The 15,573-nt window shown below is 66.7% G+C and carries 13 protein-coding genes; 7 read left to right on the top strand and 6 right to left on the bottom strand.

Annotated features, from left to right (window positions below):
- Positions 1–62: 62 nt before the first annotated feature.
- Both L8G49_RS16810 and L8G49_RS16805 read right to left on the bottom strand, forming a co-directional pair.
- The gene (locus tag L8G49_RS16810) at positions 63–2,000 is read right to left on the bottom strand and encodes a sialate O-acetylesterase (protein ID WP_242186886.1); all 1,938 of its coding nucleotides are present in this window, start codon (positions 1,998–2,000) and stop codon (positions 63–65) included.
- On the bottom strand, positions 2,000–3,148 hold the full coding sequence (locus L8G49_RS16805) for an aldose epimerase family protein (RefSeq protein WP_242186885.1): 1,149 nt from the start codon (positions 3,146–3,148) through the stop codon (positions 2,000–2,002). The genes L8G49_RS16810 and L8G49_RS16805 overlap by 1 nt, the downstream gene beginning before the upstream one ends.
- A gap of 197 nt (positions 3,149–3,345) precedes the next feature.
- Between L8G49_RS16805 and L8G49_RS16800 the strand changes: the two genes are divergently transcribed.
- Together L8G49_RS16800 and L8G49_RS16795 are read left to right on the top strand one after the other, a co-directional pair.
- Complete coding sequence (locus L8G49_RS16800) at positions 3,346–4,863, top strand: alpha-L-arabinofuranosidase C-terminal domain-containing protein (protein WP_242186884.1); 1,518 nt, start codon at positions 3,346–3,348, stop codon at positions 4,861–4,863.
- Positions 4,864–4,893: 30 nt separating this feature from the next.
- On the top strand, positions 4,894–6,816 hold the full coding sequence (locus tag L8G49_RS16795) for an NPCBM/NEW2 domain-containing protein (RefSeq protein ID WP_242186883.1): 1,923 nt from the start codon (positions 4,894–4,896) through the stop codon (positions 6,814–6,816).
- Between the two features lie 28 nt (positions 6,817–6,844).
- Here L8G49_RS16795 and L8G49_RS16790 read toward each other — a convergent pair whose 3' ends face one another.
- Together L8G49_RS16790 and cydD are read right to left on the bottom strand one after the other, a co-directional pair.
- Positions 6,845–8,521 (bottom strand): ATP-binding cassette domain-containing protein, encoded by a 1,677-nt coding sequence (locus L8G49_RS16790; protein ID WP_242186882.1) that lies wholly within the window; start codon positions 8,519–8,521, stop codon positions 6,845–6,847.
- Positions 8,518–10,167, bottom strand: a complete 1,650-nt coding sequence (cydD, locus tag L8G49_RS16785; protein ID WP_242186881.1) for a thiol reductant ABC exporter subunit CydD — start codon at positions 10,165–10,167, stop codon at positions 8,518–8,520. Before cydD ends, L8G49_RS16790 begins: the two co-directional genes overlap by 4 nt.
- A 128-nt stretch (positions 10,168–10,295) precedes the next feature.
- Between cydD and L8G49_RS16780 the strand changes: the two genes are divergently transcribed.
- From L8G49_RS16780 to cydX, 3 genes are read left to right on the top strand one after another with little or no spacing between them, the layout of a single operon-like run.
- Positions 10,296–11,882: a cytochrome ubiquinol oxidase subunit I gene (locus tag L8G49_RS16780; protein ID WP_242140135.1), complete on the top strand. Its 1,587-nt coding sequence runs from the start codon at positions 10,296–10,298 to the stop codon at positions 11,880–11,882.
- 14 nt (positions 11,883–11,896) lie between these two features.
- A complete protein-coding gene (gene cydB, locus L8G49_RS16775; protein WP_242186880.1) occupies positions 11,897–13,039 on the top strand; it encodes a cytochrome d ubiquinol oxidase subunit II in 1,143 nt (380 codons plus the stop codon).
- A gap of 24 nt (positions 13,040–13,063) precedes the next feature.
- Positions 13,064–13,162 carry a cytochrome bd-I oxidase subunit CydX gene (cydX, locus tag L8G49_RS16770; RefSeq protein WP_242140137.1) on the top strand — a complete coding sequence of 33 codons (99 nt, stop codon included), beginning with the start codon at positions 13,064–13,066 and terminating at the stop codon, positions 13,160–13,162.
- 71 nt (positions 13,163–13,233) lie between these two features.
- Here the strand turns inward: cydX and L8G49_RS21030 are convergent, their stop codons facing one another.
- Together L8G49_RS21030 and L8G49_RS16765 are read right to left on the bottom strand one after the other, a co-directional pair.
- Positions 13,234–13,365, bottom strand: coding sequence for a hypothetical protein (locus L8G49_RS21030; RefSeq protein ID WP_277923340.1), 132 nt, complete (start codon positions 13,363–13,365; stop codon positions 13,234–13,236).
- Between the two features lie 100 nt (positions 13,366–13,465).
- On the bottom strand, positions 13,466–14,122 hold the full coding sequence (locus L8G49_RS16765) for an OmpW family outer membrane protein (RefSeq protein ID WP_242186878.1): 657 nt from the start codon (positions 14,120–14,122) through the stop codon (positions 13,466–13,468).
- A 143-nt stretch (positions 14,123–14,265) separates the two neighbouring features.
- Here L8G49_RS16765 and L8G49_RS16760 point away from each other — a divergent pair, with 143 nt between their 5' ends.
- Together L8G49_RS16760 and L8G49_RS16755 are read left to right on the top strand one after the other, a co-directional pair.
- Complete coding sequence (locus L8G49_RS16760) at positions 14,266–14,994, top strand: Crp/Fnr family transcriptional regulator (protein WP_242186877.1); 729 nt, start codon at positions 14,266–14,268, stop codon at positions 14,992–14,994.
- A 103-nt stretch (positions 14,995–15,097) separates the two neighbouring features.
- Entirely contained in the window at positions 15,098–15,538 is a 441-nt protein-coding gene (locus L8G49_RS16755) for a BLUF domain-containing protein (protein WP_242186876.1), read from the top strand.
- Positions 15,539–15,573: the final 35 nt, after the last annotated feature.

Here is a 15,573-nt window from a genome sequence, read left to right as displayed (position 1 = left end):
GGTGCGCCGGGCCGGTTCTGCGCAGGCCGCTCGCCCGGCCGACGAACGCTTGCCGGCGACGCCTAGGGAAGCGCCAACTCGAAGGGGCCTGCCGGGAGTCCGGCGTCGTCGACCAGGTTGACGACCGGGAAGTCCGCCCAGGCATAGCGAACGCGCGTCGCAGGCTGGCCATCGCCGGTCAGCGTCACGCGGTTCCCCGCGACGGTGGCCACCGCGTACCGGCATGACCCGGCCGCGGCCCCGCAAAGCTCGAACCCCGTCGCCTGCGTCGCGCTGCGCGTATGGAGCGCGCCCGTAACCCCGTCGAACGTCACGCTGACCGCGTCGCTGGTCGCGCGCGCGACGTGCGTGGCGCGTGGCCCCGATGCTGACGTCGGCGTGCCATAGGCGAGCGCGCCCATCGCGCGTGCCAGGCGCCGGCCCACTTCGTGCTTCTCGCCGGGATGGATATCGAGCGGATCACCGAGATCGATCGCCTGGGCCAGGGCGGCATGCCCGTCACGCTCCGCGACGCGGCGCTGATCTTCGCGGACCTGCGCGGTCCCGCTATCGCCCGGCGCGATCGACGGCGTGCCGAACCCGGGCAGCGACACGATCGCGAAGGGCAAATTGGGCACCGCGACCTGCTTGCGCCATTCCGCCATCATCGCCGTCAGCCGGTCGGCATAGCCCGGATAGGCGGTATCGGACTCCCCCTGATACCACGCCACCCCGGCGAGTCCGGTCTGACCAAGCGGGCTGATCATCGCATTGTAGATCGTGCCCGCACCGGTAATGTCGTCCCATGGCACGCGCGGGGTGGTGCCACTGACACGCCGGGCGACGGCATAACGCCAGCCATCGGCAATCGGCACGGCACTGCCATCAGCGAAGGTCAACTTCATCGCTTCCGCAGGGCCAGGCATGCCGCCGGTCGAATAGGCATTTTCGACGTTGATGGTGATGACGTTTACGCCAGCGTGCAGCGTTCCGGCGGGGACCGTATAGGAACGGGCGTCCCACCCGCCACGACCGCCGACAGGCTTGCCGTTGATCCAGGTCCGATCCGCATCGTCGATCGCGCCGATGGCGATCGTCGCCATCTGGCGCGCCTGGGCGGCGCTCAATGTGACGGTCTTCTGATACCAGAGCATGCCGAGATATGTCTCGAGCGCCGGGACACCCCAATTCTCGTAAAAGGTAATCCGCGGCACGGGGTGCCAGTCGAGCGCGGCGTCCGGTTGCCACGGTTCCTGTCCTGGCCTGTCGCCGGTTTTGTCGCGCCACCAGTCTTCCCACGCGCGACCCGCCGCGCGACTCGCTGCCGCGGGATCACGCGCGTACAGAGCGAGCAAATCGGCCTGCGCGCCCCGCCCGGCTGCGCGCTGGGCATCCTCGCCCATCCAGGCGGCGATCTGCGATCCGCCCCAGCTCGCATGGATCGCACCGATCGGTATGTTGGCGGCCTTGCGGAGCGCCTGCGCCATGTAGAAGCACGCGGCGGAAAACCCGCCGGTCGTCTGCGCCCCGGCGGCCGCCCAGACGGGCTGCTGTCCGAAATGGTCGAGCGGTTTTGCCGATGTCGCCTTTGCGATCGTCACGAGCCGAAGCTGATCGTCCGCAGACCCCATCGTCTGGCCAAAGCCGTCCTGCGCGCGCTCGACGGTCATTTCCATGTTGCTTTGGCCCGAGCACAGGAAGACGTCGCCGAGCAGCACGTCATGAAGCTGCGTCGTGCCACTGGGTGCCATGACCAGCATGTCATAGGGACCCCCGGCCGGCAGCGGCGGCAGGGTCGCGCGAAAGCGTCCGTCCTTCTGCGCGCGTGTCTGGGCGGATCGCCCCCCGAGCACGACGGTGACCGCTTCGCCCGGGATCGCTTCGCCTGTCACGACGATTGGCTGATTGCGCTGGACGACCGCATGGTCGCCGAGCACCCCGCCCAGCTTCGGTGCCGCCAGCGCGCTCGTCGCAGCGGATCCGGCGAGCAGCAAACCGATGCCGGTCGCCAAGCCGCGCATCAGCGCGCGCTCACCGAAAAGCGATAGACGATGACGTTGCGATACGTCTGGCCAGGGTCAAGCCGCGCCGATCCGAGCGCCGGTTGATTGGGCGTGTCAGGGAACACCTGCGGTTCGAGCGCGAGTCCGTCGCCCTGACGATAAGCGTGGCCCGATTTGCCGACCGCCGTCCCGTCCAGGAAATTCCCGGTGTAGAGCTGTACCCCGGGGTGGTTCGAGAGCACTTCCATCGTGCGCCCCGTCATCGGGTCCTCGACCCTTGCGGCGAGGCGGGGTGTTTTGCTCACATCGCGCGCGATCACGAAATTCTCGTCATAGCCCTGGCCGAAGACGATTTGCGGGTCGCTCGCATCGCGGATGCGGCTGCCGATGACGGTCGGCTGGCGGAAGTCGAACGGCGTGCCGGCCACCGGGCGAAGCTGCCCGGTCGGGATCAGCGTTGCGTCGACGGGTGTCGTCATGTCGGCCGGGATGGTCAGCACAGCGTCATAGATCGAACGCTGTGCGGCTTCCCCGCCAAGGTTGAAGAAGCTGTGGTTGGTGATGTTCACGATCGTCGGCTTGGTCGTGGTCGCGCGATATTCGACCGACAATTCATTGGCGTCGTTCAGCGTATAGGTGGCCGTGACGCGCAATTCACCGGGATAGCCTTCCTCGCCATCGGCACTGGTATAGGCGAGGGTGACATGGGCCTTTGCGCCGCCTGCCGCCTCGACGATCCGCCAAAGCCGCTTGTCGAAACCTTTCACGCCGCCGTGTAAAGCATTGGTCTTGTCGTTGAGCGCCAGCGAATAGCTGCGTCCGTCAATCGAGAAACGACCGCCCTTGATGCGGTTGGCATAGCGACCGACGGTAGCGCCGAAGTAGTTCGGCGCGGCGAGATATCCCCGCATGTCCGCGTAACCGAGCGTGACATCGGCAACCCTGCCGTCGCGATCCGGGACTTCGACCGCCTGCAGGATCGCGCCGTAACTGAGGATACGGGCGCGCATGCCGTGCGCGTTGGTCAAGGTGACGGCCTCGACCGTCTCGCCATCGGCAAGCGTCCCGAACCGCGTGCGATCCGCGCTGGCGGCCTGGGCTACAGAAGGGGCAACGGCGGCTAGAACGCCGACGGAAAGCGTCATGATTGCGATGGCCTTGAACATGAAAGTCCTTCTCCAGGGCCGGTCCGACGGCACCGTGCTTGCGCCGTTGACGTCACGGCTTGCCACTTATACTCAGACAAGATCGATCAAAGAGCAACCCCTCGAGCAAGGGTGTGGCAACGATTCGGAGAGGGATTATCGCGATGCTGCATCATGTTCGTCTTGCCTTATGCTTGGGCGTCGCAAGTCTTCCGGCAATGGCCGTTGCGCAGCAGGGCGCTGATCCCGCGACGAGCGCAACGGGCGAAATCCACGCCGATCGGCCGGGGCCACGGATGAACCGGCAGGTGTTCGGACAGTTCGCCGAGCATCTCGGGCACGGCATCTACGGCGGGATCTGGGTCGGTGAGAAATCGGCCATCCCCAACGACCACGGCTATCGGCGCGATGTGCTGGATGCGCTCAGGGCGATCAAGGTGCCGATGGTTCGCTGGCCCGGCGGATGTTTCGCCGACGAATATCATTGGCGGGACGGGATCGGTGCGCGCGCCAAGCGCCCGGTCAAGATCAACACCAACTGGGGCGGCGTCGACGAGGATAACGCGTTCGGAACGAACGAATATATGGGTTTCGTCGAGCGTCTGGGCGCCGAATCCTACGTGTCGGCGAACGTCGGCAGCGCAGCCCCAAGCGAAACCGCGCAATGGGTGGAGTATATGACGTCGCCAAGCGGGTCGACGCTGGCGAAGGAACGTGCGGCCAACGGGCATCCGGCGCCGTTCAAGCTCAACTACATCGGCATCGGCAACGAACTCTGGGGCTGTGGCGGCAACATGCGCGCCGAATATGCGGCGGACCTGACCAACCGCTACGCCCTGTTCGCCAAGGCCGGCGGTACCAACAAACTGCTCAAGATCGCGAGCGGCCCGAGCGACGCCAATTACGAATGGACCGAGACGATGATGCGTCTCGCGGGCAAGAACATCGACGGTCTCGCGTTGCATTACTACACGCGGCCGCGCGACAAGGTCTGGGGCGACAAGGGCCCTGCCCTCGGCTTTTCCGAGAACGAATGGGCGTCCACCATGGCGCATACGCTGCAGATGGACGAATTCGTAACCAAGCATTCGGCGATCATGGACAAATACGATCCCGAGAAGAAGACATGGCTGGTCGTCGACGAATGGGGCACGTGGTACGATCCGGCCCCCGGCAGCAACCCGGGCTTTCTGATCCAGCAGAACAGCGTGCGCGATGCGGTCGTCGCGGGCGTCAACCTCAACATCTTCGCGCACCATGCTGACCGCGTGAAGATGGCAGCGGTCGCGCAGATGGTGAACGTATTGCAAGCGATGCTGCTCACCGATGGCGCGCGCATGGTCAAGACGCCGACCTATTGGGTGTTCGACCTGTACAAGCCCTGGCAGGACGCGACGGTGCTGCCGATCGACGTGACATCGCCCTGGTATCACAAGGACGCCTTTGCCTTGCCCGCGATCAGTGCATCGGCCGTGCGCGACACGGCGGGGCAGGTGCATGTCGCGCTCGTGAACCTGGATCCCACGCGCGCGATCCCGCTGTCGGTCGCATTGACGGGAGTCGCTGCCTCCAGCGTTTCGGGAAGGATCGTGACGGGCGCGAACATGGATTCGCACAACAGCTTCGAGCAGCCCGACGTGGTCAAGCCGGCATCATTTGGTGCGGCGCAGATTGCCGGGGGAACCCTGACCGCCACGCTTCCGGCGATGTCCGTGGTGGTGCTCGACCTGCACTGAGCGACACGGCGGAACGGGGGAGATGGGCTGATGCAACCGGCGGTATTGAAACGCCTGCGCACGATCGGTCTCGGCGTCGCCGGGATCGGCCTGGCGCTCGTACCGGCGCCGGCGCTGGCGGATGATCTCGCCCCGACCGGCCGTTGGAGCGCGAACGGCGACGGAGCTGCCAGGCTGCCGCCGATGGGGTGGAACAGCTGGAACGCGTTCGGCACCGACGTCAGCGAGGAAAAGGTGATCGCCTCCGCGAAGATCATCGCGGACAGCGGGCTGGCCGCCAAGGGGTATCGGTACATCGACATCGACGATGGCTGGTGGCTCAAACGGCGTCAGCCGGACGGGCGGATGGTCATCCGCACCGCGACCTTTCCGTCGGCGGCGGGGGCGGGGCCGGGCGGGGACACGAGTTTCAGGCCACTTACCGACCGGCTGCACGCGATGGGCTTCAAGGCCGGGATCTATTCCGATATCGGCCGTAACTCGTGCGGGCAGATCTACGCGTCGACCGCGCCCAACCAGCCCCAAGGAACCGTCGCGGAACGAGAGGTCGGGCTTTACGGACATGTCGATCAGGACATTCGTCTGTATTTCGCCGACTGGGGGTTCGACCTGATCAAGGTCGATGGCTGCGGCATTCGCGGATTGCCCGCCAGCAGCAAGCTCGTTCAGGCCGGCACGTACCGGGCGTTCGCACCGATCATCGATCCGGAGTCGCTCGGACGTACTGATATCCCGACGGTGCGCGGGCTGTATCAGTCGGTCGGGGCGGCGTTGAAACGCTATAACCCCGACCGCGACTATCTCTTCTCGATCTGCCTGTGGGGATCGGCGGACGTGCGCGCCTGGGGCAAGGACCTGGGCAACATCTCGCGGACCAGCGAGGATATTTCGCCCAAATGGTCGCGGATGCTGCACAATTTCGATACCGTGTCGCGCCGCGCGCTCTATGCCCACGCCGGGTCGTGGAATGACCCCGACATGCTGTTCGTCGGCACCGGCGACTTCGACGTGCAGCATCTGGAGGAGGCGCGCAGTCATTTCGCCTTGTGGGCAATGGAAAACGCGCCGCTGTTCATCGGTTACGACCTGCGTAAGGCATCACCCGCGCTGATCGGCCTGCTTGGAAACGCGCGGATCATCGCGCTCAATCAGGACCCCGCGGGCAACCAGGCAGTGCTGGCCTATGATACCGACGACGTCCAGATCCTGGTCAAGACGCTGGCAAGCGGCGAAAAGGCTGTCGCGATCTTCAACCGCAACGCCGTCTCGACCGACGTCGTGCTGACCGCGGCGCAGCTCAAATACACCGACACGGCCCAGGTCGTGCTAGACGATGTGTGGACGGGGCAGAAGCGTGACTTTCGCGACGAGACGAAAATGACGCTAGCGCCGCATCAGACGCGGGTGTTCATCGCGCGCGGCGAGCGCCAGTTGCCAGCGGGGCTGTACTTGTCCGAGCAACCCGGCAGCGTAAACCCCGCCGTGGACGGCGTGACGGTTCCCGAGCACGAACCGATCGCGCATCGGGCGATTTCCGCCTGGAGCGGGACACGCGGCGGGGGGGATCGTCCGCGCTATGGCGGCTGGGGCGGGGCGCAAGCCGACACGACCCCTTATGGCGAGACGCTGCAGGTTGCCGGGCACAGCTTCGCTACCGGCATCGGCATCCTGGCCAATTCACGAATAGAGGTCCGCAACACCGGGTTCGACCACTTCACCACGCTGGTCGGCGTGGACGATTCCGCGCGCGACCGCAGCGAGCCGGTGCGGTTCTCGGTCTATGGGGATGGCAAGCTGCTGCGCCAGTCGGCGGCCATGCGGTTTGGAGATGCGGCGGCATCAATGAAGGTCGATGTCCGCGGGGTAAAGATCATCGAGCTGGTGGCGCGGACCGCACGGCCTATGCGCTTCCCGGATCCGGTCACCTGGGCAGAAGCAGCGCTGACGCGGTAACCGGGTGAACCGACGGCCGCGCCGGGAATCAGGTCTCGCCGACCAGCTGCGCGCGTTGAGGCAAGTCCGGCCAGGGCACCAGACCGTCGGCTGCGGCGGTGCCACCCATATAAGCGGTGGAGTCGCAGAATCGACGGACTGATGGACTGTGCGTAATGACCAGCACACCCTGACCGGTCCGATCGAGACGCGCCTCGATCCGCGCCAGCACGGCATGCTCGGTCTGCGGGTCGAGTCCCTCGGTCGGTTCGTCGAGGACCAGCCACGGCGCCGCCGACAGCAATGCGCGGGCGAGCGACAGCCGGCGCTTCTCGCCGCCTGAAAGCCGCGCGCCATTCTCGCCGATCCAGGCATCCAGCCCGTCCGTCAGGCCGGCGACACAGATATCCAGGGCGGCATCATGAAGCGCATGCCACAGCGCTGCGTCGCTGGCATCCGGATCGGCAAGCAGCAGATTGTCTCGCACCGTTCCGGCGATCAGATGGGCATCCTGCGGGGCGAAAGCGAACAGTTCGCGCGCCTGGCTGGCGGGGATGTCGGTGATATCCACGCCGCCGATGCAAACCCGATCGCGCGCCGCCGGACGCAATCCCAGCAGGGTCTCGACCAGGCTGGTCTTGCCGCAGCCGGACGGTCCCACGAGCGCGATCCGCTCGCCCGGGTCGAACGTCGCGTTTCCCAAGTCGGCAAACCACAGTTCCAAGGCAAGCGGGTCCGGCGGACGCGGGCGTGCGCACCTGGTTTCCGACTGCCGCAGCAGTCGGTCGAGCCGCGCGGTCGCCGTGGTGACGCCGGCGCGCTCGCCGAGGTCGCGGATCAGCGGGGCGATGCCGTCCACCCCCATTGCAGCCGCCAGCGCCGCCAAGGCGGCGGCCGCCGCCCCGGCGGGAGCCGCCAGGACGAAGGCGGCACTCGCCGCAAGCGCCGTCGCGATCGCGAGTAAGACGTCGAGCCAGCTCGACGCATCGACCCGCGCCAGCTGCGCGGCGGACAGGGTTTCGCTACAGATCGCGACTTCGGCGGTGGCGCGATCTTCCATCCCGTAGCAGCGCAGTTCAGCTGCCGCGGCGCCGTAGCGTGCTATCCTGTCCTTGAGCGCGCCGTTCGCCAGCAGGACGGCGGCCGCCGGCTTTCCCAGCCTTCGGGCCATCAGTGCCGCCGCAGCGATCGTTGCGGCCAGCACGGTCAGGACCGCAAACAGCGTCGCGGTGCCCGCCACGAGCGCCAGCGCTCCGCTCGAAAGGATGGCCCCGAGGAGCGACCAGATCGCCGACCGGCGGACCACCGATGCCTCGATGACGGCGACATCCTGGACGAGGCGAGCGCTGGCTTCCCCGGTGGACAGGGCGCGGGCGCGTCCGGGCGGCGCCGCCGCGATCGCGCCGAACAGGGCCGGGCGGATGCGAGCGAGCATACCGAGCGCCGCATCATGCGCGTTCAGCCGCTCGCCGTAGCGCGCGCCGGTGCGGACAATCGCGAGCAACCTGATGCCGACGGCCGGCAGCATGTAATTGAAGAGATGTGCAGCGCCCGTCATGGCGGCGAGCGCGGCCGCGGTCAGGAACCAGCCAGACAACCCCAGCAGCAGCACCGTCGCGACCGACAGGGCAAGCGCGCACGCCGCAGCGCGGTTAAGATCGCGGCGTCGGGCGCGCGCCGCCGCGCGCAGTAAGGTGGCGAGGGGCGAGGCGGATCGCGGGATCATCGGCAATCCAGCGCGATGACCCGGCCGGCGATCGCGGCGAGGGCAGGGCTGTGCGTGGCGATCAGCACCGTCCGGCCACGGCACGCGTGGCGGATGGTTGCGATCATCGCGGTTTCGGCACCACGATCGAGATGCGCGGTCGGTTCGTCGAGCAGCAGCAGCGGGCCTCGCTTGAGCATCGCGCGCGCCAGTCCGATGCGCCGCCGCTCACCGCCGGACAGGCCGCTGCCACGCGCATCCAATTGCGCGTGCAGGCCGCCCCGGCGCCGTCCAAGAACCGGCATCAGGCCTGTCATTGCTGCCACCTGGGCGATGGCGTCCGGGTGGGCACCGGGATCCGATAGCGCGATGTTGTCGGCGATCGTTCCCGGCAGTAGCAACGGAGCCTGGCCCGACCACGCCGCCATCGCCGCGAGCGACGCATCCGGGGGCAGCGTCTGGCCATCGATCTCCACCCGCCCCGCGCTGAGCGGTGCCAGGCCTAGCAGCAGATGCAGCAGGCTCGACTTGCCGCTGCCCGACGGCCCCGTCAGGGCGATGATCTCGCCCGGGGCGATGTCGAGCGTCAGGTTTTCGAGCGCGGCGTGGTCGGTCCCGGGATAGCGGATCGTGACGCGGTCGAACGTCAGCCGGGGCGGGCCATCGCCGGCGCGGATCCATGCGGGGGGGCGGGGGGCTTGCGCCGCCACGAGGCCCGCGATCCGTTCCGCCGCGGTCTCGGCAGCCTGGCGGTCATGATAGGCCGCGGCCAGGCGCCGCATCGGCGCATAGACCTCCGGCGCCAGCGCGAGAACGAAGAAGGCCCGGCCGAGCGTGAGGTGTTCGGGCACGTTGACGGGCAACAGTCCGAGCAGGTTGAACCCGGCATAGACGGCGACCAGCGCAACCGAGAGCGCGGCGAAGAATTCGAGAGCGGCAGACGATACGAACGCGACGCGCAAGACGCGCATCGTCCGCGCGGCGACCGCATCCGATGCCGCCGCGATGCCGTGCGTCTCGCGTTCGACCGCGCCGAACGCGAGGATGACGGGGAGGGCGCGGACCCGATCGGCGAAACGGATCGACAGTCGCGCGAGCGCCTCGAACTGACGGCGCGACTCCGCCGCCGCCGCGCCCCCGGCCAGCGCCATCGTAGCGATGAACGGCAGCAGGGTCAGCAGCAGGATCGCCGCGGAAATCGGACTGGCGATCCCGATCGCTGCCCCGACGATAAGGGGCGCGATGCGCGCGGCCCGCCGCGCCGGAAGGAAGCGGGCGACATAGCCATCGATGGCTTCCACTTCGTCGACCGCCCCGGTCATCGCCGCGCCCGTCGTCCCGTTACCCGCAAGCGGGCGGAACAGTGCGGCAACCACTCGTTCGCGGACGTCTTGCTTGGCACATTGCGCGTCGCGCGCAGCGACGCGTGCCGATGCCCACGTCCCGGCCCCGCGGATCGCACCGCCGAGCAGCATCAGGCCGATCCACCCTGCCACCGGAGCCGATCCCGCCGCGACCGTCGAAACCGCCCCCGCGATGCCGCCGGCGAAGACGACCGCACCGCCGCTATCGATCAACAGCAGCAGCACCGGCAGGCGCGAGGCATGCCGCGCCAAATCCGATAGAACGGGGCGCGGCTGGTGGCCGGGAAGGGCAGCACTGGTCATGACCGCTGCCTAGAACAGGGGGGACGGCGGTCGAATACGGGAAACCGCGTATTCCGGCCGACACCCCTGCACGGTTAGCCGGATTGCCAGGGGCGGCTCACTATTGCTTGGGCCCGGAGGGCTTTGTAATGGATTTCAGTGTCGTCGATTTATCGCGACTTCAGTTTGCGCTGACCGCGCTGTACCACTTTCTGTTCGTCCCGCTGACGCTCGGCCTGAGTTTCATGCTGGTCATCATGGAATCGCTGTACGTGATGACCAATCGGCCGATCTGGCGCGTGGTCACGCGGTTTTGGGCGAAGATCTTCGGGATCAACTTCGTCCTGGGCGTCGCCACCGGGCTGACGATGGAATTCCAGTTTGGCACCAACTGGTCGTATTTTTCGCAATATGTCGGCGACGTGTTTGGCGCGCCCTTGGCGATCGAGGGGCTGATGGCCTTTTTCCTCGAGGCGACCTTCGTCGGCCTGATGTTCTTCGGGTGGGAAAAGCTCAGCAAGCGGCAACATCTGTTCGTGACGTTCATGGTCGCGGTAGGCTCGAACCTGTCGGCGCTGTGGATCCTGATCGCGAACGGCTGGATGCAGAATCCGGTCGGTGCGCGCTTCAATACCGATACGATGCGGATGGAAGTGACCGATTTCGGCGCCGTCCTGTTCAACCCGGTCGCGCAAGCGAAGTTCGTGCACACCGTCAGCGCGGGGTATGTCATCGCCTCGGTGCTCGTGCTCGGGGTTTCGGCCTTCTACCTCCTGCAGGGGCGCTGGACGCAGGTCGCAAAGCGATCGATGACGGTCGCCGCGGCTTTCGGGCTCGCGTCGTCGCTGTCGGTGGTCGTTCTCGGGGACGAGAGTGGCTATGCGCTCACCGACAACCAGAAGATGAAACTGGCCGCGATCGAGGCGGCATGGCACACCGCGCCGGCCCCGGCCGGCTTGACGCTGTTCGGGCTTCCCGATCTCAAGACGCGGACGACGCGGTATCAGGTCGAGGTCCCGTGGGTGCTCGGTCTCATGGCGACGCGGAGCCTCACGGGCGAAGTCACCGGCATGTCGGAACTGGTGCTCAAGGCACACGAGCGGATCACCTCGGGACAGGTTGCCTATCGCGCGGTCCAGGTGCTGAAGCACGCACCCACCGACAAAGCTGCGCGTGCCGCCTTCGAGATGCACAAGCGCGATCTCGGCTATGCACTGCTGCTGAAGCGCTATGTCGCGGATCCCGCTGCCGCGACGCCGGCCATGATCGATGCGGCCGCCTGGGACACGGTGCCCAGCGTCCCGCTGATGTTCTGGTCGTTTCGTATCATGGCGGGGATCGGGTTCGTGATGATCGCCCTCTTCACTGCGGCCTTCCTCATCTCGACCGCCCGGCGGCATGACCGCTACCGCTGGTTCCTGCGTCTGGCGGTCGCGGCGATGCCGCTGCCGTGGATCGCGGCGGAACTCGGCTGGGTGGTTGCCGAACTGGGGCGGCAGCCATGGGCGATCGACGGCGTGCTGCCGACGTTCCTGGCGATGTCGTCGCTAACCCCGGCGATGCTGATCACGACGATCGTCGGTTTCACCGCGCTCTACGGGGTGCTGGCGGTGATCGAGGTTCGTCTTGTCCTCGCGGCGATCGCCCACGGCCCGATCGAGGGGCTGCCGGATGCCGCGCCAGACCCGCTGCCCGACCCCGCCGGCGCCCGGCCCATCCCTGAACTCGTTGCCTGAAGGAGGATCCGACCATGGCATTTCTCGACTATGAACTCCTCCGGCTGATCTGGTGGACGCTGCTTGGCGTGTTGCTCATCGGCTTTGCCGTCACCGATGGCTTCGATCTCGGCGTTGCCGCGCTGCTGCCGTTCATCGCGCGCGACGACGTCGAGCGGCGGATCGTGATCAATGCGATCGCGCCGACGTGGGAAGGGAACCAGGTGTGGTTCATCCTCGGCGGCGGGGCGATCTTCGCGGCATGGCCGCTCGTCTATGCGATCAGTTTCTCGGGCTTCTACCTCGCGATGTTCCTCGTGCTGGCAGCGTTGATCCTGCGACCGGTGGCGTTCAAATACCGCTCCAAGTCGAACAGCCCCAAATGGCGCGGACGATGGGATTGGGCGTTGTTCGTCAGCGGACTGGTGCCCGCGCTGGTGTTCGGCGTTGCGGTCGGCAATGTCCTGCAGGGCGCCCCGTTCCGGGTCGACGATGACCTGCGCGCGACCTATGTCGGCGGCCTGCTGGGCCTGTTCACCCCGTTCACCCTGGTCTGCGGACTGTTGTCGGTGGCGATGCTGGTGCTGCACGGCAGCGCCTGGCTGGCGGTGAAGGTGGAACGAGGGTCGGTCCATTATCGCGCCCGGGCCTTCGGCACGGTCGCCGCAGTGGTGTCGCTGCTGTTGTTCGCGGTCGGCTGGGGCTTCGTGGCGGCTGGCAATGGGTATGCGGTGCAGGGGAGCGTCGATCCGCTCGGCCCGTCGAACCCGACACGCATGACGACGGTGATCCAGCAGGGCGCATGGCTCGCCAATTATGGCCGTCATCCCTGGATGATCCTGGCACCGGTGCTCGGCTTCGGCGGAACGGCGCTCGCACTGGCGGGAATCCTGGTGCGCCGTGAGGCGGCGGCGCTGGTTGGGTCCTCGGTGGCGGCGTGCGGCATCATCGCGACGGTCGGCGTATCGATGTTCCCGTTCATCCTGCCGTCGAGCATCGATGCGCATTCGAGCCTGACGGTGTGGAATGCCTCGTCGAGCCAGGCGACGCTCGGGCTGATGCTGGGGGTGACGGTCGTGCTGTTGCCGATCGTGTTGCTCTATACCGCCTGGGTCTACCGCGTGATGTTCGGTCGGGTCACGACCGCGCAGGTCGTGGCCAACGTCGACCTGTATTGATCAATAGCCTTGGGAGTGATGCACATGTGGTACTTCAGCTGGGTTCTGGGCCTCGGCCTCGCGGTCGCGTTCGGCATCCTCAACGGCCTGTGGCACGAACTGGAATTGCCCGCGGACGATTGAGGGACAAAAGACCGGAGCAAGACGGCAGAAGGCCACCTCGGGATACCGGGGCGGCCTTTTGCACGGGACAGCTATCGCATCGGCGACCGGGTATCGGTCGGAGGCGGACCCCGGTCGGTCAGGCAGGCCCACAACAGGATCGCCATGAACACGATCATCGCCCCGACAGCGAGATAGAGAAACCCATCGGCATCGCTGTGCATCGTCCTGCTCCTTTCGCAGGACCGCGTTCTGCCACGGTACCCCCCGGGCCGCATTTGACCGGGTCAAACCGCACGACCTCGGCCGTGCGGTTCCGGGAAGCTAGAGCCGTATTCCCACACCGATGCCCGCGACGATCGGATCGACGTGAACGCGTGCCCGGTTGACCGCGGCGCCGGTATCGAGACGTGCGGTGGTGTTCATATCGATGTATTTCACATCGAGATTGACGAACATGCGGCGGGAAATGTCCACGTCGATCCCGGTCTGGAGGGCATAGCCGAAACTATCGGTGAGATGGACGTCCGTCGCACCGATCGCGCCGACCAGCGAATCGCTCGCCCTCGCATGATAGAAGATCGTGTAATTGACCCCAGCGCCGAGATACGGCCGAACATGGCTCTTTGGCGCGAAGTGATATTGGAGAGTCAGTGTGGGGGGCAGCACCCAGGTGCTGGCAACCTTGTCGAGGGCCGCGATCGTGCCGCGTCCGCTCACGCTATGCTTGGTTGTCGCCAGGATCAGCTCCGTGCCGATGTGATCGCTGAGCATATAGGTAAAGTCGACTTCCGGCGCGACGCTGGTGTCGACGCCCAGGCGACTGCCGGGAAAGCCGGGGGTGACGGCGCCGCTGCGTTCATTGGGCGCGACCACGATGGCGCGCGCACGGATCAGGACGTCGCCCTTGCTGATTTGCGCCTGCGCCGGGATCGCTATGCCGATCGCGATCGCTACGGCCAGGAGTGAAGTAAACTGCATGATGTCTCTCCGGTGTTCGTGACGGGAACCCGGGTAGCGGCAGGACAGAGCGGTCGGTTTGCGCGGCGACAAGCGCGCAGCTACGTAAGATTACGGCGATCCTCCACCGCTCGTCTTTCGTATTCGCGATGCATGGGGGCGCTATGTATCTTCGATCTGTGGTGAGGAAGAACGCCGTCGCCGGACCATGCGCCGGATGCGCGGTACGTGAGCGCACGATCTGCGCGAGCGTGCCGGACTCCGGCCGCGCCGATCTCGCGGCGCTCCGACGCATCGAGACGCTCCGCGCCGGGGAGACCCTGGCCTGGGAGGGCGCGGACTCGTCGATCGTCGCGAACCTGTGCAAAGGGGTACTGAAACGCAGCCTGATGCTGGCCGACGGCCGGGAACAGGTGGTCGGATTGGCGTACCCCGGCGCCATGGTCGGTCGACTGTTCGGCCGCACCTGCGATCATAGCCTGACCGCGCTGACCGATGCCGTATTGTGCGTGTTCGCGCGGGCTCCGTTCGAGCGGTTTGCCGCGGCACATCCCGCGATCGAGCATGCGCTGCTGATGCGGGCGCTGGACGATCTGTCCCGTGCCGAGCGCAGCATGGTGATGCTGGCCAGGCTGTCGGCGCCCCAGAAAGTTGCCACCTTCCTGCTGGATCTCGCCGGACGGAGCGCGCCGGACGCGGGCGGGCAGATCGCGATCCCGTTGAGCCGTCAGCAACTCGGCGATCTGCTGGGCCTTTCGATCGAGACGGTCAGCCGTAAACTGCGCGACTTCGCGCGCGCCGGCTATATCGCGCTGCCGGGGTACCGGTCTCTGGTGGTGCGGGACGCCTGCGCGCTAGCGACCGTGGCCGGGCCCGGCGCACCGGCCCGTTAGTGCGCCCGGCGCGCCAGGAACCCGCGGTGCTCGGGAATACTTCGTATGGTGTTCGCCGGCATGACGCCCGAACATCATCGAACCTCTTGTCGGCGATCCCGTAATGCAGCGTACCATCGTCTACGTCAGCACGCATACCTTCGCTACGAAGCAGGCGGCCGCCGTCATTGCCGCGATCGTTGCACCCGCCGAGCGGCGCAACGCCAGTCTGGGCGTGACAGGCGCGCTGATCGCTACCGAAAACCACTTCGCGCAATTGATCGAAGGGCCAGATGCGGTGATCGCGACGCTGATGCAAAGCATCGGGCGCGACCCGCGGCACCGGGACGTGCTCGTCGTCCAGGACGGCGGATCGGACCGGAGGCGCTTTTCGGAATGGTCGCTCGCCTACCAGGGCAAATCTGCGTATTTCGAGACGTTCGTCCGCCCGCTCGTCGCGCCCGGACCGGTGAGGCCTGCCGACGTGGATCGGCTGGTGGATCTGCTGACGCGCCTGGCCGCGCCCGTCGCGCGGCCGCTCCTGCGCGATATCGGGGCCCCGTAGAAGTACGTAGATATCTGGGGGCACCGGGCGCGGTA

Origin of the sequence: Sphingomonas sp. CARO-RG-8B-R24-01 (genome assembly GCF_022662295.1) — a bacterium.
Classification (GTDB): domain Bacteria; phylum Pseudomonadota; class Alphaproteobacteria; order Sphingomonadales; family Sphingomonadaceae; genus Sphingomonas.
This window is presented reverse-complemented; position numbering and strand designations above follow the sequence as displayed.

Excerpts from the sequence above, each read along its gene's own strand:
- L8G49_RS16810 (WP_242186886.1), bottom strand. The coding sequence starts at position 2,000 with ATGCGCGGCTTGGCGACCGGCATCGGTTTGCTGCTCGCCGGATCCGCT.
- L8G49_RS16805 (WP_242186885.1), bottom strand. The coding sequence starts at position 3,148 with ATGTTCAAGGCCATCGCAATCATGACGCTTTCCGTCGGCGTTCTAGCC.
- L8G49_RS16800 (WP_242186884.1), top strand. The coding sequence starts at position 3,346 with ATGGCCGTTGCGCAGCAGGGCGCTGATCCCGCGACGAGCGCAACGGGC.
- L8G49_RS16795 (WP_242186883.1), top strand. The coding sequence starts at position 4,894 with ATGCAACCGGCGGTATTGAAACGCCTGCGCACGATCGGTCTCGGCGTC.
- L8G49_RS16790 (WP_242186882.1), bottom strand. The coding sequence starts at position 8,521 with ATGATCCCGCGATCCGCCTCGCCCCTCGCCACCTTACTGCGCGCGGCG.
- cydD (WP_242186881.1), bottom strand. The coding sequence starts at position 10,167 with ATGACCAGTGCTGCCCTTCCCGGCCACCAGCCGCGCCCCGTTCTATCG.
- L8G49_RS16780 (WP_242140135.1), top strand. The coding sequence starts at position 10,296 with ATGGATTTCAGTGTCGTCGATTTATCGCGACTTCAGTTTGCGCTGACC.
- cydB (WP_242186880.1), top strand. The coding sequence starts at position 11,897 with ATGGCATTTCTCGACTATGAACTCCTCCGGCTGATCTGGTGGACGCTG.
- cydX (WP_242140137.1), top strand. The coding sequence starts at position 13,064 with ATGTGGTACTTCAGCTGGGTTCTGGGCCTCGGCCTCGCGGTCGCGTTC.
- L8G49_RS21030 (WP_277923340.1), bottom strand. The coding sequence starts at position 13,365 with ATGCACAGCGATGCCGATGGGTTTCTCTATCTCGCTGTCGGGGCGATG.
- L8G49_RS16765 (WP_242186878.1), bottom strand. The coding sequence starts at position 14,122 with ATGCAGTTTACTTCACTCCTGGCCGTAGCGATCGCGATCGGCATAGCG.
- L8G49_RS16760 (WP_242186877.1), top strand. The coding sequence starts at position 14,266 with ATGTATCTTCGATCTGTGGTGAGGAAGAACGCCGTCGCCGGACCATGC.
- L8G49_RS16755 (WP_242186876.1), top strand. The coding sequence starts at position 15,098 with ATGCAGCGTACCATCGTCTACGTCAGCACGCATACCTTCGCTACGAAG.